The following is a 19,143-nucleotide window of genomic DNA, read 5'->3' on the forward strand; positions in this document are numbered from 1 at the left end:
GGCCAGTGGCTTCTGAAAGGCCACATCAACAGGCCTTACAGAAGACCGCACACGATCACACGTCAATATGGGTCAGAAAACTCTTGCATAACGGACGGCAACCACAGAAGATTTCCGCGTCGATAGTCCGTACGACGTCGTAGACGCGTTCTTCGGCACTTTCCGCAGCGCGTTCGATGAGTGTGTCCCAGTTGGTCGTCATGATGTCAGCCCACGGTAGCTCGACCAGCATGCGGTGGAGGTTGCCCGGCTTAAACTGCTGATCTGGAACATATTGCAGGATGAGCTTGTCAAGCGCGCCTCGCCCAAACTGGGCCTCGAACTCTTCGGCCACTCGCAGATAGGCGCTGGTTGCTCCTGCCTGCCGCAGCAACCATTCTCGCGGTCCCTGCCGTCCTGTGATATCGCTAGTCGAGCCTCCCGGATAAAGCTGCTCTACCATCGTGGTGTAAATGTCGTTCCATCCAGGCATAATTCCCGCAGACGGACGCTGCGGGATTGCGTTACGGCTAAACCCGGCACCGACCAGCAATGCTGCAGTTCCGGTTGGCTCCCGAGACCACAAGGCTGCTGCAATTCGTCTGACATGTGGTTCGTCTGGAAAGCTGTCGTCGGTCACGCCTAGAATCTCCACTTAACCCATTGGTCCACAGATAGCAGTTTCTCACTTCTCACATTACACAATGAGATCACGTTTGGGGCAGCGTCACTTTTTTCCAAAATTTGGCCGATCGCAGTTTGCCTAACAATGTCGGCTTTCGGGCAACCATCACAACCGCATGAATGACTGGGATGAGGCGTAAGCGGAAGTTATATTCAGTGCAAATTCTGGTGATAGTCAGGAGATCTGATGCATCTGTATTTTGTCCAAGGAGCGAACAGAACCTTCCGGATATGACAGGCTTGTTTTCTCGCGGGCAAAAGCGAGGAGTGCTGTTTTTTTAATGGTTCTCAGTTTGTCATGAAACCTGTTGCAAGACCAAGAAAACCATAGGCCCAGAGAAGATAGGTCATGAACAGTGCCATCATGACTGCGGTCCAATGCGCCATCTGCTTCTGATTGCGTTGTTCGGTCTTGCGGGGGCGGCCTGGTCGACGTTTGACCGCGATGGGTTCTGGCCTAACAGGTTGATAGCCAGTTGTCCGCTGGTCGATAAACGCATCCAGAGCGGCAATTGGAAAAGCCCTGTCCCGTTTGCCATAGGTTACGGAAGCTGGACCACGTCCCTCGCTGACCAGATTCCGTAATCGACCATGGCTAATGCCCAGATAGGTTGCGGCATCGCGATAGCGCAAAACTTTAGGCGTGACGGGTGACTGGGTCAAGGATGCAGGACTCCCCAAAAGACACAAGATTTCAGATTGTTTTTTTGGGGGAGAAGAACGGTGTTGAACCGTGAAAACCTGATAGCACAGGACGAGAGATCAGAGAAAGAAAATTCTTTCTCTGATCTTTTATTTCATTTTCTGGCGAAGTGAGGGGGATCTGACTGGAGATGAAGAGACCTCAGTCCTTCAGCAGTTTCTCTTCTGACAGCATACCCAACACACGTTCAGCCTCTTCAATCTGACGACTGATGTCTTCAGGAACGGGCTGATAATAGCGATCCAGTGATTTCAGGTCGCGATGACCGGTCACGCGTTTGAGGTCGAGCGGATTGGGCAGCAATTTTGCTAACCGGCTGGTTGCTTCATGTCTCAGGTCGTGAAAGGTCAGATCTTTCAGTCCGGCATCTCGTACCATACGGCCATATCGAACACTGAACGCCGCTTCAGACCCGACATCAAAGAGGAGCTGTGTTGGCTTGGGCTGATACGGAAGCGTTGCAAGCTTCTCGATCAGGAGGCGACGTGCGCCCGGCGTGAGGGGGCGTATCTCTGGCCCGTGCTCTTCCTGATGGCGATGCGTCTTGGTCTTTCCGCTTTCGCCGCCCAGCTTCAGGGTGCGACGCTGAAGGTCAATGTCGCCCCAGCGAAGTTGCAGGGCTTCGCCCCGGCGTGTGCCCTGCTCGATCGACCATCGGACAAGCCAGACATCATCCGGGTGAGGGGAGCCGCTGACGGCTTCAATCAGGCGTTCAAATTCTCCTGGAAGAGAGGAATCCCGATTTTCCTTGAGGCGTCGGTTCCGCTTTTTGTCAGCTCCCTCGGGTCGTTTTACAACGCGGCCAGACGCATGATTGACGATGGCGATATCCCATTCCGAGATGGCATGCTGAAGAATAGAAGCCAAAAGATTAAGGCGTTTCACCACAGTCGCGGCTGCATATCCGGTTGCGGTCATGCGTTCACGGAAGCCACGGACGTCTGCGGCTGAGAATTTCGATAACCGTACCGAAGACAGTGCGGTGTCGCGCAGAATGGCTGGGATATGCCCGATCCGGTCGGCTTTCCGATCGGCCATGCACTCATCGCGATACCGTTCAACAAGTGTGCCAATCGTCATCTTGTCGAGAGGGCGTGTATCTGTGAACTGGCCCAGTTCTGCTTTGGCGGCTGTTTCATTGAGCCAGCGTCGGGCCTGTGCCGCGGTAGAAAAAGTCTGCTGCACCCGGCGACCATCGACCACCTTACGGGTCATGTATTGTTTGGGGCCACGATAGCTCACACCGCGCGGTAAAGCCTTGCCTGTGGCGGGGTCCGTGCGCCCGCTCATGACATCACCTGCTGGCGTGTTGATATCTTCCACCATGAGAAGACACTACGACGTTCCTCGCGATGGTGCAAAAATGGTGCAAAAACTAATATTTTTTGGAAGAGTTTCGCCAAAAAAGCCAATGAAAACAATGGCGTCCCGTACGGGATTCGAACCCGTGTTGCCGCCGTGAAAGGGCAGTGTCCTAGGCCTCTAGACGAACGGGACAAGAGGCGTTGTTGGGCCGTTGTTTAGAGTGGAATCTGGGGGGCGTCAAGCAGCTAAATTTCATTTGTGCATTTTTTTTGAGGAACGGCGCCAGACCATACGGAGCACCGCCCAGCGGGGGGCTAAGCAGCATGCAGCGCGTGGCTTTAATTTTATAACCCCAGCAGGGCCAGTTCTTTTTGTAGGGCTGGCGGAAGGCTGTTGTGCCCTGTGGTGCCACTCAGATCTGGCGGGGCGTCGGCCGGGCGCAGGTAGCGCCACCCCTGAAAAGCGCGTAGGGCGCGTGCCTCCACACGGATGATTGTCGGGTCAAGAAAAAGCAGAGTGCCATTTGTGCCATCAGCCCGGACTTCGGATACAATGTCCACAAGGCGCTGGCGGCACAGGATAAGCCCGGCAATAACCCGGTAGAGTGACCCACCTTGCAACAGCTCTTCCGCCTGTTTGGGAAAAGTCCGTGTATGCACAACAGGCAGCATTTTGCCGGTGGCTGCATGCATGCGCTGGTTGGTGGGTAAAAGCTGGCGCTCGGCCAGTTCCTCAAGGGAGGACACACCAACAACAAGTTTGATCAGGTTTATCATGTCACTCAATATAGGGGCGGCAGGGTTGGGAGCAACACGGCCAGACCTAGAGCACAAGGGCCGCCAGAAGGGCTTCCAGCCGTAGCCTGCCCTCTGCCGTGGCACTGAGTGTTTGCGGGGTGCGCGTCAGGTAACCTTCCTGCACGGCCTGAGCCAGAACACTCTGGTCGACCGCGTTATCCAATGCCATGCCGGTGCGGGTATAAAAACGGTTCAGGTTAATACCTTCATGCACGCGCAGGCCCATAAGGAGCATTTCCTGTGCGCGGTCGTGTGGTGTCAGGTCTTCTTCCGACGTCTGACCGGTGCCTGTGTTTTCCACCCGCTCGGCCCATGGCTCGGGCGCGCGGTGGCGGCGTGTGGCTTTGAGTGCGCTACCAAAACTCAGACGGCCATGCGCACCCGGTCCAATGCCCAGATAATCCCCATATCGCCAGTAGGTCAGGTTGTGCTGGCTCTCACGGCCCGGTCTTGCATAGTTGGAGACCTCATAGGCCGCCATGCCGTGGGCGTGCGTCAGTTCCGCTGTGGTGTCGTACAAGGCGGCGGCTGTATCATTATCGGGCAGGGTGAATGTGCCCTGGCGGTAAAGGGCCTCAAACCGCGTTCCCGGCTCGATTGTCAGTTGGTAGAGCGAGAGGTGATCGTCCGCCAGTTGCAAGGCGGTGGTCAGTTCCTGCCGCCATGCGGCAATGCTCTGCTCGGGGCGGGCGTAGATCAGGTCAAATGTCAGGCGGGGGAACAGGCTGCGGGCTGTCTCCAATGCTGCGCGGGCCTGTGTGGCCGAGTGCTCACGACCCAGAAAGGTCAGAGCGCGGTCATCCAGCGCCTGAATGCCAAGGGACACACGGTTAACACCCGCCTGACGGAACTGGTGCAGGCGTTCGGCCTCAACACTGGTCGGGTTGGCCTCCAGCGTAATTTCCATATCCGGGGCGGCATCAAACAGGGTTCTGGCGTCTTCTATCAGGGCGGCCACGGTTTCTGGCGCCATGAGCGAGGGGGTGCCACCACCAAAAAAAATGGATGTCAGTCTGCGCCGTCCCAGACGTGCGGCATCATACGCCAGTTCTGCCCGGAGTGCGCTTGCAAACCGGGCTTGTGGAATCTTGTCCCGTACATGGGAGTTAAAGTCGCAGTACGGGCATTTGGCCAGACAGAACGGCCAGTGGATGTAAAGGGCGAGTGGTTCGTTCTGCACGCGCTCAGATGGCGACCTTCACGCCCAGTTCCACCACGCGGTCAGGCGGAATACGGAAGAATTCCATGCTGGAGGTCGAGTTACGGAGCATGAACAGGAAGATGGACATCCGCCACCGCGACATGCGCGGCACGGAGGAGCGTGTCACCAGTTCGCGCGAGGTGAAGTACGAAGCCTGAAGGGCGTCAAAGTCCACACCGTTGGCTTTCAGTTCTTCCAGTGCGCGGGGGATGTTGGGCATTTCCATAAAGCCGTAACGCAGGATCACGCGGTACACATCGGTGGTCAGTTCTTCCACCGTCACGCGGTGGCCGCGTTCGGCTTCTGGCTGGTCAAGGTTCTGCACGGTTACAAACAGTACGTGGTCATGCAGGATCTTGTTGTGGCGCATGTTATGCAACAGGCATGGCGGCACAAAGTCTGGTGTGCTGGTCATGAATACGGCCATGCCGGGCACACGCACAATGGTGCGCGACTGGGGCAGGCGGGCGATAAAGGAGCCCATGGGCAGGCTATCCTGCCGCTGGCGGGCAATAATAAGGCCGCGCCCCTTTTTCCAGGTTGTCATCATCAGGGTCAGCACACAGCCAAGCATGACGGGCACCCAGCCCCCATCGGGGATTTTGAGCGCATTGGCGGTAAAGAACGTGCCGTCCAGCAGCAAAAAGCCACCAAACACCATGCCCACTTGCCATGCAGGCCAGTTGAAGTGCTTGCGAAAGACCGCAATGGCCAGCACGGACGTGCAGATAAACGTGCCCGTAACCGCAATACCGTAGGCCGAGGCCAGAGCATCGGAACTGCGGAAGGCCAGAACCAGCAGCACGGCCCCCACAGCCAGAAAACGGTTAAAGTCGGGCAGGTAAATCTGGCCCTCTTCCTCCGCATTGGTGTGGGTAATGCGCAGGCGCGGCATGTAACCAAGCTGGATAAGCTGGCGGCATAGTGAGAACCCGCCCGAAATTCCGGCCTGACTGGCAATAACCGTAGCCAGCGTGGACAGTACGACCATGGGGGCCTGCATCCAGTGCGGGCAGAGCAGGAAGAACGGGTTAGCCAGCGCCTTGGGGTCGGCAATTACCAGTGCGGCCTGCCCAAAATAGTTCAGTACCAGCATGGGCAGCACAAAAAACAGCCATGCGTAGCGGATGGGTGCGCGGCCAAAATGCCCCATATCCGCATACAGCGCCTCTGCCCCGGTTACGCACAGCACAACCGCGCCAAGTGCGAGGAAGGAGAGCTTACCGTGGTAGAACACGAACTCCAGCGCATAGGTGGGGGAGAGGGAAAGTAGAATATGCGGGTGATGCAGAACCTGAATAAGCCCGAGCACACCCAGCGTGCCAAACCAGAGCAGCATGATCGGACCAAAGATGGTGCCCACACGGCCCGTACCTACCCACTGCACACTAAACAGGCTGATAATGACCAGTATGGCAACTGGTATGACCACCTCATGTGCTGCGGGCAGACTGACCTCTACCCCCTCAATTGCCGAGAGCACGGAAATGGCGGGGGTAATAATGCCATCCCCAAAAAACAGGCAGGTCCCTATAATCCCGACCATGCCAAGCACCAGCCGCGTTCGCGCACTGGTGGTTACGCGCTGGGCAAGGGACATAATGGCCAGAATGCCGCCTTCGCCATTATGGTCGGCCCGCATAATGAGCAGAACATATTTGACGGTCACGATCAGGATCAGGGTCCAGAAGATCAGGCTGGCAACACCCATGATCTCCCACGGTTCCACCTTATGGTGGTCGGAAATAACCTCCACCGTGGACCGAAAAGCGTAAAGCGGGCTTGTGCCAATATCACCATACACAACGCCCAGTACGCTCAGAAGGGCCGCAAAGCCCACGGGAGCCATGGCATGTTGCGGCTGATCCGCGTCGAACTCGGCAATCCGCCGTGGTTCTGGTGCTCCGGTGGTCTGGTGCGTCTCGCCCGGAGCCGGGGCGGAACCTGTGGGCGTTGTACTGTCGGCGTCGGTCATGGCATTTCTGGCTCCGCGTCAGGGGCAGAAGAAGAAAAAAGAAATTCTAGGATGCCCTGCATAAGGTGGGGAGAGTGCCAGAGGCAAGGCATACCGGCTACCATTATTGAGAATGGGCCGTTCAGGCTAGTGCTGGGCGGGGGCCAAATATGGCGCTGCCGACCCGCACAAGGGTCGCGCCCTGTGCAATAGCCTGCTCAAAATCAGCCGACATGCCCATGGACAGCACCGGCAGGCCGTGCGTTTGGGCCATGGAGCGCAGGAGCTGAAAATGCGGTACCGGATTCTGTCCGGCGGGTGGAATACACATCAGCCCCCGCAATGAAGGGCCAAACCGGTGCATGCAGACCCGGATAAACGCATCGGCCTGCTCCTTTGGTACGCCAAATTTTTGGGGTTCGTCCCCTGTATTGACCTCCACCAGCAGATCGGGCAGGCGGCCTTCGGCATCTGCCGCGCGGGCAATGGCGTCCACCAGTGCGGGGCGGTCAAGGCTTTCAATCATATCCGCAATGCGTACGGCCTCGCGCGCTTTGTTGGTCTGTAGCCCACCGATCAGGTGCAGCCGCAGGTTGGGATGGTCTGCGCGCAGGGGCGGGAACTTGGCTGCGGCTTCCTGCACCCTGTTTTCGCCAAACACGCACTGGTTGGCGGCAAGGGCCTCCTGCACGCTTTGCAGGGGGTGGAATTTGGATACGGCAACCAAAGACACCTCGGCCGGGTCACGCCCGGCCGCCTGTGCTGCGGCCTGCATGCTGCGCCGTACGGCATTCAGCCGCTCCGCAATGGTGGAGGAGGGGGAAGGGAGAGACGTATCCATGGGACCCCGGAATTCCTTAAAAAGATGGAGGGCAGGGCTATTACCCTGCTGCTGCTCCATCCCTTTTAGTCGGCGGAGACGCTCAACACAATTTTGCCCGTGTGGTTGCCTTCCTCCAGCGCCGCATGGGCGGCGTCTGTTCTGGCCAGAGGGAAAACCGCATGGATAAGAGGTTTGATGCTGCCTTTGTCCAGCAGGGGCCATACGTGTTCGTGCAGTTCGTGCGCGATGCGGGCCTTGTTGGCGCTGTCCCTCGGGCGCAGGCTGCTACCGGTTACGGTAAGCCGACGGGTCATGATCCGGGCCAGATCAGCCTGTTCCGCCTTGGCCCCCCCTTGCAGGGCAATAATGACCAGCTTGCCATCCATGGTGAGGGATTTGAGGTTACGGTTAAAGTACGCCCCCCCGATCATGTCCAGAATAATGTTCACGCCCTGATCGTGCGTAAGTTCACGGATACGGGTTAAAAAATCTTCCGTACGGTAGTTAATGGCTGTTGCCCCCAGCTCTTCGCACAGGGCGCATTTTTCAGGCGTGCCCGCGGTGGCAAAAGCCTGCCCGCCAAATGCCTTAACAAGCTGAATGGCTGTTGTGCCAATGCCGCTGGCTCCACCATGGACCAGCACTCGCGCACCCTTTGCTGGCAGGGTGGGCATAAACAGGTTGGACCAGACGGTAAAATAGGTCTCTGGCAGGGCTGCGGCCTGTTCGGCGCTAAAGCCCGTGGGCCACGGCAGGCACTGGCCTGCGGGCACAAGGCAGTATTGTGCGTAGCCGCCCCCGTTGGTCAGGGCGCAGACCCTGCTGCCAAGGGCGGGCATGGGTGTGCCCTCCTGCGGCAGACCGCAGGCGACAACCTCGCCCGCCACTTCCAGCCCAAGGCGCGGGCACGCACCGGGTGGTGGGGGGTATAATCCCTTGCGCTGCATCAGGTCGGGGCGGTTAACGCCTGCGGCCATAACACGGACTAATACCTCCCCACGGCCGGGCTGGGGCACCTGCAATGCTTCAAGGTGCAAAACCTCTGGTCCACCGGGTTCGGTAAAGCAGATTGCTTGCATGGATGGGGGAACAACGGGTGCTGCAGGCATGGGACACCGCCGGTTTTTAGGAAAATACAGAGGCTATGAGTATGGCGTGTGGGGTGGCGGGGTAAAAGGGGGAGGGTGATCACGTCCGTGCTACGTGCCGTGGCGCTGCATGGACAGGGGGTTATTTGCCGTGTTTTTCCCCCGCCAGTTCGCGGCGGGTGCGTTCGAGTTCTTCCGCGTAGCGACGCAGTACGTAACGCTCGCTCAGAATACCCAGAATATGCCCCTCCCGGTCAGTTACAGCCAGTGCCGGGCGGGTCGTGCGCTCAAAGGCCGCTACGGCATGCCCGATTGAAAAGTCGGGGGAGAGGACTTCTCCGTCGTTTTCCACCAGTGCGGACAGGGGCTGATCGGGGGCAATGGTAATCGACTGGATCAGATTGCTTTCCAGAAGCCCCGCATAATGGTTCTGGGCATTGTGTAGCACAATGTAGCGGGGCATGCGCCCGGCAAAGATTGTGCGGGCAGATGCTACGGTTGTGTTGGCGGCCAGCGTGTCCAGCTCCGTGCGCATCATGCGGCTGACGGTGAGTGTGCGCATCCACCCCACATCCACGCCCGAGCGGATGTTTTCGCCCCGCAGGTGGAAGCGCCATGTGGCAAAGGAGTAGCCAAAAATACGTTTGACCGTAAAGGAAGCCACAAGGGCAGTCAGGGCCACGGCGGCGGTCAGGTTGGCGCTATGGGTGGTTTCCAGCGTAAGCAGGATCATGGTCAGCGGGCCGCCAATAATGGCGGTTGCCAGCGCGCACATGCCCGCAACGGTGCATAGGGCAAGGGGGAGGTCCATAATCGGGGCGACTACGCTGGAAAAAGCGGCCCCGGTCAGCACCCCCAGATAGAGCGAGGCAAAGAACAGCCCCCCCCTGAACCCCGATCCAATAGACAGGGTGGATGCCGCCGCTTTGAGCAGCAAAAGGCCTAACGCCGCCCAGAACAGGGGCGGGCTGACCAGCCCCTCCCGCATGGCAATATGGCCGGAAGACAGAACGGTGGGTGATATAATAGCCAGTCCTCCGACCAGCAGCCCCCCCACCATGGGGCGCAGCCAGAGAGGTTTGACACATACAGCAAAAATCTGTTCCGCGTAGGCGGCACTTTTCATCAGTGCAACGCCGATCAGGGCGGAAAGCCCCCCCAGTACTGCCAGTAACGGGTATGCCAGCGGGGGTATGCTTTGTGGAATGGTCATGGTGATGGCAGGCAGGGTTTCCCCCGTCAGATGCACAACCGCCAGAGCGCAAAGAGAGGCGCAGGCAACCGGGGCCAGAAGGGGAAAGGCGTAGGAGCCAATAATCAGCTCAAACGCATAAAAAGCCCCGGCCAGAGGAGCGTCAAAGGCCGCACCAATGGCGCCTGCCGCACCACACCCGACCAGCAGGCGTACATCGGCTCGGTGCATGCGCAGGTTACGACCAATGCGCGAGCCAAAGGCCGAGCCAATCTGGCTGAACCCGGCCTCCAGCCCAAGGGAAATACCGCAACCGTTGGACAGAATGGTCTGCCCCGTGACGATCAGACTGTCGCGCAGGGACATGCGACCGCCGTGCAGGGCGTTGGCCTCAATCGGGTCCACGGGTCTGTGGCGGTTGTGGCGCTGCAAGGTGTAATGCCACAGGCCCAGTAATAGCCCGCCGGTGGCAGGGACCAACAGGGCGCGCCACGGAGCCACATGTTCCAGCCCGGACAGCCGATTGTAACCTGGTGCCAGCATGTTGTGGGCCAGCAGGGTGGTAAAGGTGATCAGACTGACGGCAAGCCCGGCCAGAGCGCCGGTTATGGCGGCCAGAACCAGCAGCCAGAGCGAATCCGTGCGCACCAGAGCCCGCAGGGCCGTAAGCCACCGGGCGGGCGTCTTATGGGTGCGCAGGTGTTCCAGCAACGCTGTCATGCTTCATGGCATAACAGCATGGGGGCGGGGCGTCCAATAAGTAGTATGAATGTCATACCAGTTATTGGGAGCCTGCTTTTGCCCGGATATTATGGTGCGGGGGGCTGGGCTGCCAGAATGCGCGAGATGTCATCCTCGCTCAGATGATAATGGAAGAAAATATTGTAAAAATTGCGCACGGCGGTCGGTATATCCAAATCCGCGAACAGGGTTGGGTGGAACTTTTTGGCTGCCCACTGGATTTGCAGCAGTTCCTCGCAGCCATAGCGGTCCCATGCAAAAACCCCTTTGGGGTTGGTCCACCATTTTTTCTGCGCGAAGGCGTTGAGCGTGCGCAGGGGGGAGGATTCGGGCAGTTCTCCGGCGGAGGAGTCCACAATAACAATATCGGGGTTCCAGACCGCGATCTGCTCAAAGCTGACGGGCCTGTGGTTCCCGGCAATCCTTGCGGCATTGGTGCCCCCCGCAGCTTGAATCCATGCGTCAATCAGGGTTTTTTCGCCATCCACCTGTAGGGGGGAAAAGCGCGCAATGTGGAGTACGCGCGGGCGCTCGGAAGCATGGATCTGGGCTGTGCGGAACCTGAGCAGTTCCAGCACACATTCCATCTCCTGGCGGTAGCGTTTGGCGGTGTTATGGGCCTCTTGCGTGCCAATGGCTTCCGCACTCATGTCCAGTGATGTCAGCATGTCCGGCATGGTCATGTATTCGGCGGCAAGGGCTGCAACGCCTGCGCGCCTGAGTTCTTCCGCCTTGGCCTTGGTGGGCACGAACACCAGACCAATTTTGTTGGCCAGCAGGTATTCGGCACTCACCGTATCGGGCTTGACGCCCATATGCGCCATGTAAAGAACGGGCGAGATTTTAAACAGCCATGGGTTGTCGCCCGCGTTTTCCGCCGTAACCTGTATGCGTGGGGCAGCGCCCAGCATCACGCTTATTTCGTTGTGGGCAAACCACAGGTCCGCAATGGGGGGAGCACCATCCTTGATCTCAACCGTAGCACCACTCATATCAGTTACAAGGCGTGCGTGCGCATGCATGGGAGCGCCCAGAACAAGGCTTGCGGCCAGACCCGCCACACAACGCAGCAGGCCAGAGTATTTGGGGTGGTGGAGGGTCATGCGGTTATCCTAATTTTATATATATTAAAATATGGACAGAGGGCTTGCAAGCCACATTGGCGGGAGCGGGCGGCGGGCCAATGGCTGGTACGGCTGGAGGCGGATTATGCGCAAACATAGTGTTATGGTGGGGAACAGGGTGCTGTACTATGCGGCGCAGTTATCCCACGCCCAGCGTTTTGCCCGTGCCCGGCAGGCGGAGGGCATAGAGGCCTATGTTGTGCCCGATAAAACGCCGCCCCGTGCCCGCACAGTGCGTATGAACCCCCTGACCGGCCAGCCTTATAATAGCCCCCGCTCCGGTAAACGTGCGGTAAAACACACTGCATGAATGCTGTTTTCCGCCCGATTGTGCGGCGGGGTGCTTGGGGTGTGTATAAAATGTCAGGCCAGAAGAGTGCGGTTACGGCGCCAGCTCTCTTCCAGCGCATCAGCCGGGTCCGGGTGGGGGGCGCTCCATGCGCCATCCTGACCGGGGGCATGGGTAAGCGCACGCCATGTGGCCTCCCCCGCCGTGCGCTCCACCACGACATGCCATGAAGGGGGAATGCGCCCTAACAGGCGTTCCATTTTTTGGCCCGATGTAAGCGGCTTGGCGTAATTATGCCCCATAACTGGCGGTCTTTCAGTGTTTGCTGGCTTTGAGCAGGCCCATGATCTCGGCAATGGTTTCTGCCGGTTGGTGCTGGGTCTGGAGCGACCATGCCGCCTCATCAGGGTGTGGGGGTTCAAGCGTGTCCAACTGGTTGGGCAACTGGCTTGGGGGCATAAAATGCCCCGTGCGCGTGTTCAGCCGTGCATGCAGGGTGTTTTCATCCGCGTGCAGATAGACGAACTGCACACTCAGCCCCTGTGCGCAAAGCCTGTTACGGTAAGCACGTTTGAGGGCCGAGCAGGCCAGAATACCACCTGTATTCTGCTCCGCGCAGGATTTGAGCCATGCATGGCACCGTTCCAGCCACGCCTTGCGGTCCGTGTCGGTCAGGGGAACGCCATCGCGCATTTTGGCAATATTGTCCGCATCATGCAGGGTGTCCGCATCCAGCCACGGCCAGCCCAGTTCGTTATGCAGTCCTTCGGCAATGGTTGTTTTGCCAGAACCACAAACGCCCATGACCACAACAAGGCGTTTGCCAATGCCATGTGCTGCGGGCTGTGCGGGCAGAACATGCCCCGGTGGAAAAGCTGAACTGTTCAAGGACATGCTTAGCTCCCTTGTGGCGTGATGATGCGAATCCCTTCCGGGCCTGCGGTAATGGTCTGGGTGGCCATGTGCAGGAACAGGCCGTGTTCTACCACGCCAACAATGTTGTACAGGGCGTGGCTCAGTTTTTCTGGCTCCATAATGGCGGGAAAAACACAGTCCATGATCAGGTTTTTTTCATCCGTGAGGAAAAAAGACCCATCGCGCATACGGCGCGGTGTTACCTGCGCTCCCAGGTGCCCCAGCTTGCGCGCGGCATTTTCCCACCCAAAGGGAATGACCTCCACGGGCAGCGGGCAGCGCATGCCCAAATGGTCCACATATTTGCTGGCATCGGCCACCACAACAAACTGGGCCGCGGCTGAAGCCACGATTTTTTCCCACAACAGTGCGCCACCCAGCCCTTTAATCAGGTTCAGGGTTTTGGGTTCAATTTCGTCCGCGCCATCTATGGCAAGATCCAGTTCGGGCTGCTGCCCAAAGGTGGTGAGGGGAATCCCTTCCTCACGGGCCTGCTTTTCGGTCACGATGGATGTGGGAATAGCCGTAATCTTCAGCCCTTCCTCACGGATACGGCGGCCGAGTTCAGCCACAACAAATTTGGCTGTGGAGCCGGTGCCAAGGCCCACGGCCATGCCGGTCTGCACAAGGGATGCGGCTTTAATGGCGGATTGCTGCTTAAAGGCTGCTGCGGGGTCTGGGGCTGTCATCAGTCTGTTTATCCTTGTTCTTATTGGTCCGATGGGGCTGCAGCCCGGTCTGTAAACCATATCAGTTCGCCTTGGGCCGTAATGGCGCTGGCCGGGCAGGCGGGGTCCTGTGCGCGAATGCGTGCCAGAATATCGTGCTTGGCGGCACCTTCCACCAGAAAAACAACATGCTGGCTTGCGTGGATGGCAGGGTAGGTCAGCGTCAGGCGAGTATGGGGGGCGGCAGGTGGCACGCAGGTGGCAACCCAGTCCTTATGGTTGTCCAGCACAGGCTGGCCGGGAAAAAGTGATGCTGTGTGGCCATCCGTGCCAACGCCAAGGAGCTGCACATCAAAAAAAGGCCGTTCTGGCGTAAAGTTTTCCGCGCCATACAGGTTTTTGAGCGTGCGTTCGTAGGTTTTGGCGGCTTCCTCCGCTGGACCACGGTCGGGCATGGGAAAAATGTTGGCGGCTGGAATGGGGGCCTTGGAAAAGAGGAGCCGTTGCATCATGCCAAAATTGCTGTCGGCATGGTCATGCGGCACAAACCGGTCATCCCCGATAAAAAACTGCATGTTCCGCCACGGAAAGCGCTCCACATAAGGCGCACTGGCCATAAGCGCATAAAGGTGCTGGGGGGAGGAACCCCCGCTGAGTGCCAGCCGGAACGGTGTGGAGCCACTTTTGGCAAGGCTGCGTTCCAGCAGCCAGTCCGCCAGTCCGGTTATGAGCGCTTCCATCTGCGGGAAAACACGCATGGTGCCAGTGGCGGTTGTCTGTCCGGGCATGGTTGGGTCTTTCGTGGTCATTGGGGTGACGGGGTGTTGGGAGTGGCTGGGGCATGGCGCAAGGTGACGCCTGTGGTGCAACGGGGCAGCACAAAGTCCGTTATGGCACGGGCCCAGCCCTCCTGCGTGTTGGGGCTGCTTACGTAATGCGCGCAGGCCTGCACATCCGGTGTGGCCTGCCCCATGGCAATGGCAAGTCCTGCAATGGAGAGCATGGGAATATCGTTGTCCATGTCCCCAAGGCAGGCAACCTCATTCACGCTTATGCCGTAGTCAGCGGCCAGTTGGCGGACCGCGTGCCCTTTGTTGGCATGCAGGGGGGTAATGTCCAAAAACCATTTGCTGGACAGAGCCACACTGGCGCGGCCGGTCAGGAGGTGGCCAATTTTTGTTTGTTGTTCATGCAGTGCTGCGTGGTCTGCGGTGGAGCCTGCAACCTTGCCAATGTTGTGCGCGCAGGCCCGCAGGTCGGTAACCTGTGTGGGTATGGTCTGCACGGTCCGGCTTTCCGCCTGCACAAGGGGGGCCTGTGCATTGCGCACAAGCCATTCGTGCCCACGGAACAGCCATGTATCCACCTGCTGAGCTTCCAGCAGGTTCAGCGCGTCCAGCACTGTTTGTGGGTCGAGGGCAAGGCTGGAGCGTATGGTCCTGTCGGGGTTGAACAGGGTGCCTCCGTTCAGCGCGCCATAAGGGGTGTTGAGCCCCAGTTGCCCGAAATACATTTCCATCCCCCCCGGCGGGCGACTGCTGACAAGGCAGAGGGGAATTCCCGCAGCCCGCAAAGTCTGTGCGGCGGCTACGCTCTGGGCTGTAATCTGCTTGTCCGGGGTGAGTAATGTGCCATCCATGTCGGACACAACAAGGCGGATATGGCGGGCAGGGGGGCGTTCGGGGCCATGCCTGTTTTGCCCAAAGCCTGCCATTGTTCTGCTCCCCTGCGTGCCCCTGCCCTCTAGGAGCAGGGGAAGAATTAAAGGCGCTTCTAGCCTTTGCTTTCTACGTGGCCACCAAAGCCAAAACGCATGGCGGACAGCACTTTTTCGGCAAACGTGTTGCCACTGCGTGAGCGAAAGCGCGTAAACAGGGCCGCCGTCATGACCGGCACTGGCACGGCTTCTTCAATAGCGGCTTCAATGGTCCAGCGTCCTTCGCCCGAATCGCTGACTTCCCCACTGAATTTGGAAAGCTCGCCATTATTGGCAAGGGCCTGCGCCGTCAGGTCCAGCAGCCAGGAGGAAACCACGCTGCCCCGGCGCCAGACTTCGGCAATGTCAGCCATGTTGAGCGAGAAGCGTTCGTCCTCGGCCAGCAGGGGGGAGTCCTTGCGGTACATGACGTCAAAACCTTCGGCAAAGGCCTGCATCATGCCGTATTCAATACCGTTATGGACCATTTTAACAAAATGGCCCGACCCGGCGGGACCGCAATACAGGTAACCCTGCTCCGCCCGTGGGTCCAACCCGTCGCGGTCGCGCTCGGGGGTGCGGGGGATGTCGCCCATGCCCGGGGCAAGGGCTGCCAGAATGGGGTCAATATGGTCGGCGGCCTCTCTGGCGCCGCCATACATCATGCAGTAGCCCCGATCCAGCCCCCACACGCCACCTGATGTGCCGATATCAAGGTAATCAATCCCTTTTTCAGCCAGCACTTTGGCACGGCGGATATCGTCCTTGTAATAGGTGTTGCCACCATCAATCACGATGTCGCCCCGGCCCATAAGCCCGGCGAGGGACATAATGGTCTCTTCCGTAATGTCGCCAGCGGGGAGCATGGACCACACAATTTTTTTTGGGCCAGAAAGCTGCGCCACAACGTCGACCAGACTGGAGGCCCCCGTTGCACGCCCGGCCTCTGCCCGTTCTACGGTTTTTTCCACGGCCGAGGCATCCCGGTCGTAAACAACAACGTGGTGGCCAAAGCGTGTCAGGCGGACGGCAATATTGCCCCCCATCCTGCCCAGCCCAACAATGCCAATCTGCATGATTTCTCTCTTGCTTTCAGTCTTTGCTTACAGGGCGTCATGCAGGGCGGAGGCCAGAGCCGCAAGCCCTTCCTTCAGATTGCCGCGGATATGTACGCGCAGGGCGCGGCGTTTGCGCTCGCTCAGCACGTCAAAATCACCACGGGCCTGTGCGGCCTTGACCACGCCAAACGTGTAGCCGGTGCCGGGCACGGACAGGTCACGCGCGTTGTCTGCCGTAATCTGGAGAAAGACCCCCGTGTTGGGGCCACCCTTGTAAGCCTGCCCTGTGGAGTGGAGGAAGCGCGGACCAAAACCCGTGGATGTGGCAATGGTTTTGGCATCACGCACATGTAGGCGCATGTGCTGGAGCCATTCTGCCGTTTCGCGGTTACGTTCGATAAAGGCCAGCAGAGCCACGTAATCATTGGGTTTTACGCGGTCAAAATGCGCCTTGAGAATGGCAGAGGCACTTTCGGCCTTTACGGCGGCAGCGTTGGCGGGGTCCGTAAAAAAGGCGAGAGGCCCAAATTCCGCAAACGGGGTCTGGGCGGGCAGGGCGCCGGTTCTGTCGTAAGCTTCGGTCAGCTTGCGGGTTTCGATCTTGGTGGATTCCACATCGGGCTGGTCAAACGGGTCAATGCCCAGAAAAGCGCCCGCAACGGCAGTGGCCACTTCCCAGCGGAAGAACTCCTGCGCAATCTGGCGTTTGTTGTGCAGGTTGATGGTAATGACCGGCTGGCCTGCCTCGATCAGGGTTGCAATGGCCTCATCCTGCTCATGCCGGTGTTCGGGGGCAAGGCGCAGGTAAACAAACAGGCGGTCATGGCCATAGCGGCTGGGGCCACCGAGTGTTTCGTTATCAACAGGGATAATGCCCTTGCCGTGCTTGCCTGTGGATTCCGCCACAAGCTGTTCCAGCCATGCGCCAAAATCGGCAATCTGCGGGGTGGAGATAATGCTCAGCTTGTCGCGCCCCTGAGCCGTGGCCGCAACGCCCATAAGGGCGCCAAGCTGCACGCCGGGGTTGAGTGCTGGCGGCACACTGGCATCGCACAGACGTACGCCGCGCAGGGCGTCCTCCAAAAACAGACGTACGGGCACGCCTGCCGCTGCGGCAGGCACCAGCCCGAAGTTGGAGAGAATGGAGTAGCGGCCCCCAATCTTTGGGTCTCCGGCAAAAACTTTCCAGAACCCTTCCTGCTTTGCCAGCGCTTCCAGCTTGGAGCCGGGGTCCGTAATGGCGACAAAATGCGAGCCCGCTTTTTCCTTGAGCGCACGTTTGGCCAGATCCTGAAAATAGGCCAGCATAATATTGGGCTCAAGCGTGCTGCCGGACTTGGATGCAACGATGAACAGCGTATGTGCCGGGTCTATCTTGCGTTCAAAGGCGGCAACCTGCTGGGGGTCCGTGCTGTCGAGCACATACAGGTGGCCAAAACCTTCGTGCTTGCCAAAGGTCATGGCCAGCACTTCTGGTCCCATACTGGAGCCACCCATGCCCATGAGTAGAATCTGCTTGAAGCCGCGCGCCCGAACTTCGGCCTGAAAAGCCTCCAGTTCGGCCACATGGGCCAGCCGTTCATCCACAACGCCCAGCCAGTTCACCCAGTCTGCTTCGGATTTGCCTGTCCATACGGAGGCGTCCTTGCGCCACAGGCGGCGGATGGTGCCCCCTTTGCGCCATTCTTCCAGCCCTGCGTTCAGTGCGGTTTGCAGGTCGGCTGGCAGGCTGGTTTTCAGGGTGGTCAGCCTGTTGCCCATCAGGGCGATCTGCTTGCCCGCGACCGAGCCAAGGAGTGCGTCAAACGCATCTTCAAATGCACGGACACCTTCATCGAGCAAGGTGGAGGTCACGCCGGTCAGGTCCAGACGAAGGCGCTCGGCGTCTTCCATGACCTTGCGGGCTTCGGCTACGCCCCGTGTCAGGCTCTCGCTGACCGTGCCGTGGTCACGGAAGGCATCCATGGTGGCGGGGGGCAGGGTGTTGACGGTTTGTGGGCCAATCAGTGTATCCACATACAGCACGTCACTGTAGGTTTTGTCCTTGGTGCCGGTGGAAGCCCATAGCAGGCGCTGGGTTTGCGCGCCTGCATCTTCCAGCGCTTTCCAGCGCGGGGTCTGCATAATTTCCTGCCAGTAGACATAGGCCATTTTTGCGTTGGCAATGGCCACTTTGCCGCGCAGGGCTTTAAGCTGCTCCGCATCCTTGTCCCCCGCCTGTATCCGGCGGTCTATGGCGGCGTCTATCTTGCCATCAATCCGGCTGACAAAGAACGATGCGACCGAGGCTACGCGCGACAGGTTTCCCCCACGGGCCTTGAGGTCCTCCAGCCCGCTCAGCCACGCTTCCACCACATCCCGGTATGCCGAGAGTGAGAAGATAAGCGTGACGTTAACATTGATCCCCGCAGCAATGCTCTGGCGGATGGCCGGAATGCTCTGCGGTGTTGCGGGGATTTTGATCATCAGGTTGGGGGCGTTCACATCCGCCCAGAGCCGTTTTGCCTCATGCGCCGTCCCGGCCTCATCGCGCGCAAGATAGGGCGAGACCTCGAGGCTTACAAAGCCATCCCGTCCTCTGGTCTGTTCGTAAACAGGAGCCAGCACACTGGCTGCGGCCTGAATATCGGTTACGGCAAGCCGTTCGTACAGAGCACCGGGGGAGAGTGTTTCGTGCGTCAGAATATCACGCATCTGCGGGTCATATTCCGTGCCTTCGCCCATGGCTTTTTGGAATATGGCCGGGTTGGAGGTCACACCACGTATGTCGCCACTATGTACCAGTTTGCCCAGTGATCCGTCCTCCACAAAGGAGCGGCGGATAAAGTCCAGCCAGGGGGACTGATGGACCGTGGCCAGGGCCTGTAACGGGTTGCTGCCTGTGGGCACAGAGGCGGTCATACGTGTATATCCTTATCCTGCCCGG

18 protein-coding genes and 1 tRNA gene are annotated in these 19,143 nt (G+C 58.9%); 1 reads left to right on the forward strand and 18 read right to left on the reverse strand.

Annotation, left to right across the window (positions count from 1 at the left end; genetic code table 11):
• Nucleotides 1–55: 55 nt before the first annotated feature.
• The 11 genes from GOB86_RS10185 to GOB86_RS10235 all read right to left on the reverse strand — a co-directional run bounded on the left by GOB86_RS10185 (nucleotide 56) and on the right by GOB86_RS10235 (nucleotide 11,570).
• Nucleotides 56–619 (reverse strand): SIR2 family protein, encoded by a 564-nt coding sequence (locus tag GOB86_RS10185; RefSeq protein WP_165992226.1) that lies wholly within the window; start codon nucleotides 617–619, stop codon nucleotides 56–58.
• A gap of 332 nt (nucleotides 620–951) precedes the next feature.
• Nucleotides 952–1,326: a helix-turn-helix transcriptional regulator gene (locus GOB86_RS10190; RefSeq protein WP_165992227.1), complete on the reverse strand. Its 375-nt coding sequence runs from the start codon at nucleotides 1,324–1,326 to the stop codon at nucleotides 952–954.
• 181 nt (nucleotides 1,327–1,507) lie between these two features.
• The gene (locus tag GOB86_RS10195) at nucleotides 1,508–2,692 is read right to left on the reverse strand and encodes a tyrosine-type recombinase/integrase (protein WP_165992228.1); all 1,185 of its coding nucleotides are present in this window, start codon (nucleotides 2,690–2,692) and stop codon (nucleotides 1,508–1,510) included.
• A 95-nt stretch (nucleotides 2,693–2,787) separates the two neighbouring features.
• Nucleotides 2,788–2,863: transfer RNA gene (locus tag GOB86_RS10200), tRNA-Glu, on the reverse strand.
• 152 nt (nucleotides 2,864–3,015) lie between these two features.
• Complete coding sequence (locus GOB86_RS10205) at nucleotides 3,016–3,447, reverse strand: DUF1489 family protein (protein WP_165992229.1); 432 nt, start codon at nucleotides 3,445–3,447, stop codon at nucleotides 3,016–3,018.
• Nucleotides 3,448–3,493: 46 nt separating this feature from the next.
• Complete coding sequence (gene hemW, locus GOB86_RS10210; protein ID WP_165992230.1) at nucleotides 3,494–4,648, reverse strand: radical SAM family heme chaperone HemW; 1,155 nt, start codon at nucleotides 4,646–4,648, stop codon at nucleotides 3,494–3,496.
• A 4-nt stretch (nucleotides 4,649–4,652) separates the two neighbouring features.
• A complete protein-coding gene (locus GOB86_RS10215; protein ID WP_194301166.1) occupies nucleotides 4,653–6,644 on the reverse strand; it encodes a potassium transporter Kup in 1,992 nt (663 codons plus the stop codon).
• Between the two features lie 121 nt (nucleotides 6,645–6,765).
• On the reverse strand, nucleotides 6,766–7,464 hold the full coding sequence (locus GOB86_RS10220) for a YggS family pyridoxal phosphate-dependent enzyme (RefSeq protein WP_165992231.1): 699 nt from the start codon (nucleotides 7,462–7,464) through the stop codon (nucleotides 6,766–6,768).
• Between the two features lie 65 nt (nucleotides 7,465–7,529).
• A complete protein-coding gene (locus GOB86_RS10225) occupies nucleotides 7,530–8,555 on the reverse strand; it encodes an NAD(P)H-quinone oxidoreductase (RefSeq protein ID WP_194301167.1) in 1,026 nt (341 codons plus the stop codon).
• 121 nt (nucleotides 8,556–8,676) lie between these two features.
• Complete coding sequence (locus tag GOB86_RS10230) at nucleotides 8,677–10,446, reverse strand: chloride channel protein (RefSeq protein WP_165992232.1); 1,770 nt, start codon at nucleotides 10,444–10,446, stop codon at nucleotides 8,677–8,679.
• Between the two features lie 89 nt (nucleotides 10,447–10,535).
• Complete coding sequence (locus GOB86_RS10235) at nucleotides 10,536–11,570, reverse strand: TroA family protein (RefSeq protein WP_242012597.1); 1,035 nt, start codon at nucleotides 11,568–11,570, stop codon at nucleotides 10,536–10,538.
• Between the two features lie 106 nt (nucleotides 11,571–11,676).
• On the opposite strand from GOB86_RS10235, the gene GOB86_RS10240 reads away from it, so the two are divergent.
• Nucleotides 11,677–11,901 carry a hypothetical protein gene (locus GOB86_RS10240; protein WP_194301168.1) on the forward strand — a complete coding sequence of 75 codons (225 nt, stop codon included), beginning with the start codon at nucleotides 11,677–11,679 and terminating at the stop codon, nucleotides 11,899–11,901.
• Between the two features lie 53 nt (nucleotides 11,902–11,954).
• Here the strand turns inward: GOB86_RS10240 and GOB86_RS10245 are convergent, their stop codons facing one another.
• The 7 genes from GOB86_RS10245 to GOB86_RS10275 are packed head-to-tail and all read right to left on the reverse strand — an operon-like array spanning nucleotide 11,955 to nucleotide 19,118.
• The gene (locus GOB86_RS10245; RefSeq protein ID WP_165992233.1) at nucleotides 11,955–12,182 is read right to left on the reverse strand and encodes a hypothetical protein; all 228 of its coding nucleotides are present in this window, start codon (nucleotides 12,180–12,182) and stop codon (nucleotides 11,955–11,957) included.
• A 13-nt stretch (nucleotides 12,183–12,195) separates the two neighbouring features.
• Nucleotides 12,196–12,774 carry a gluconokinase gene (locus GOB86_RS10250; RefSeq protein WP_165992234.1) on the reverse strand — a complete coding sequence of 193 codons (579 nt, stop codon included), beginning with the start codon at nucleotides 12,772–12,774 and terminating at the stop codon, nucleotides 12,196–12,198.
• A gap of 2 nt (nucleotides 12,775–12,776) precedes the next feature.
• Nucleotides 12,777–13,484, reverse strand: a complete 708-nt coding sequence (rpiA, locus tag GOB86_RS10255; RefSeq protein ID WP_165992235.1) for a ribose-5-phosphate isomerase RpiA — start codon at nucleotides 13,482–13,484, stop codon at nucleotides 12,777–12,779.
• Between the two features lie 20 nt (nucleotides 13,485–13,504).
• The gene (gene pgl, locus GOB86_RS10260) at nucleotides 13,505–14,251 is read right to left on the reverse strand and encodes a 6-phosphogluconolactonase (protein WP_165992236.1); all 747 of its coding nucleotides are present in this window, start codon (nucleotides 14,249–14,251) and stop codon (nucleotides 13,505–13,507) included.
• Nucleotides 14,252–14,268: 17 nt separating this feature from the next.
• Nucleotides 14,269–15,177 (reverse strand): HAD family hydrolase, encoded by a 909-nt coding sequence (locus GOB86_RS10265; RefSeq protein ID WP_165992237.1) that lies wholly within the window; start codon nucleotides 15,175–15,177, stop codon nucleotides 14,269–14,271.
• Between the two features lie 59 nt (nucleotides 15,178–15,236).
• Nucleotides 15,237–16,235, reverse strand: a complete 999-nt coding sequence (gnd, locus tag GOB86_RS10270) for a phosphogluconate dehydrogenase (NAD(+)-dependent, decarboxylating) (RefSeq protein WP_165992238.1) — start codon at nucleotides 16,233–16,235, stop codon at nucleotides 15,237–15,239.
• Nucleotides 16,236–16,262: 27 nt separating this feature from the next.
• Complete coding sequence (locus tag GOB86_RS10275) at nucleotides 16,263–19,118, reverse strand: bifunctional transaldolase/phosoglucose isomerase (RefSeq protein WP_165992239.1); 2,856 nt, start codon at nucleotides 19,116–19,118, stop codon at nucleotides 16,263–16,265.
• Nucleotides 19,119–19,143: the final 25 nt, after the last annotated feature.

The organism is Acetobacter lambici (genome assembly GCF_011516885.1).
GTDB lineage: Bacteria > Pseudomonadota > Alphaproteobacteria > Acetobacterales > Acetobacteraceae > Acetobacter > Acetobacter lambici.

What these genes read in the sequence shown, in the direction of transcription:
- GOB86_RS10195 (WP_165992228.1), bottom strand. Translation starts at nt 2,692, where the DNA reads ATGGTGGAAGATATCAACACGCCAGCAGGTGATGTCATGAGCGGGCGC.
- GOB86_RS10205 (WP_165992229.1), bottom strand. Translation starts at nt 3,447, where the DNA reads ATGATAAACCTGATCAAACTTGTTGTTGGTGTGTCCTCCCTTGAGGAA.
- GOB86_RS10215 (WP_194301166.1), bottom strand. Translation starts at nt 6,644, where the DNA reads ATGACCGACGCCGACAGTACAACGCCCACAGGTTCCGCCCCGGCTCCG.
- GOB86_RS10220 (WP_165992231.1), bottom strand. Translation starts at nt 7,464, where the DNA reads ATGGATACGTCTCTCCCTTCCCCCTCCTCCACCATTGCGGAGCGGCTG.
- GOB86_RS10225 (WP_194301167.1), bottom strand. Translation starts at nt 8,555, where the DNA reads ATGCCTGCAGCACCCGTTGTTCCCCCATCCATGCAAGCAATCTGCTTT.
- GOB86_RS10230 (WP_165992232.1), bottom strand. Translation starts at nt 10,446, where the DNA reads ATGACAGCGTTGCTGGAACACCTGCGCACCCATAAGACGCCCGCCCGG.
- GOB86_RS10235 (WP_242012597.1), bottom strand. Translation starts at nt 11,570, where the DNA reads ATGACCCTCCACCACCCCAAATACTCTGGCCTGCTGCGTTGTGTGGCG.
- GOB86_RS10240 (WP_194301168.1), top strand. Translation starts at nt 11,677, where the DNA reads ATGCGCAAACATAGTGTTATGGTGGGGAACAGGGTGCTGTACTATGCG.
- GOB86_RS10245 (WP_165992233.1), bottom strand. Translation starts at nt 12,182, where the DNA reads ATGGGGCATAATTACGCCAAGCCGCTTACATCGGGCCAAAAAATGGAA.
- GOB86_RS10250 (WP_165992234.1), bottom strand. Translation starts at nt 12,774, where the DNA reads ATGTCCTTGAACAGTTCAGCTTTTCCACCGGGGCATGTTCTGCCCGCA.
- rpiA (WP_165992235.1), bottom strand. Translation starts at nt 13,484, where the DNA reads ATGACAGCCCCAGACCCCGCAGCAGCCTTTAAGCAGCAATCCGCCATT.
- pgl (WP_165992236.1), bottom strand. Translation starts at nt 14,251, where the DNA reads ATGCCCGGACAGACAACCGCCACTGGCACCATGCGTGTTTTCCCGCAG.
- GOB86_RS10265 (WP_165992237.1), bottom strand. Translation starts at nt 15,177, where the DNA reads ATGGCAGGCTTTGGGCAAAACAGGCATGGCCCCGAACGCCCCCCTGCC.
- gnd (WP_165992238.1), bottom strand. Translation starts at nt 16,235, where the DNA reads ATGCAGATTGGCATTGTTGGGCTGGGCAGGATGGGGGGCAATATTGCC.
- GOB86_RS10275 (WP_165992239.1), bottom strand. Translation starts at nt 19,118, where the DNA reads ATGACCGCCTCTGTGCCCACAGGCAGCAACCCGTTACAGGCCCTGGCC.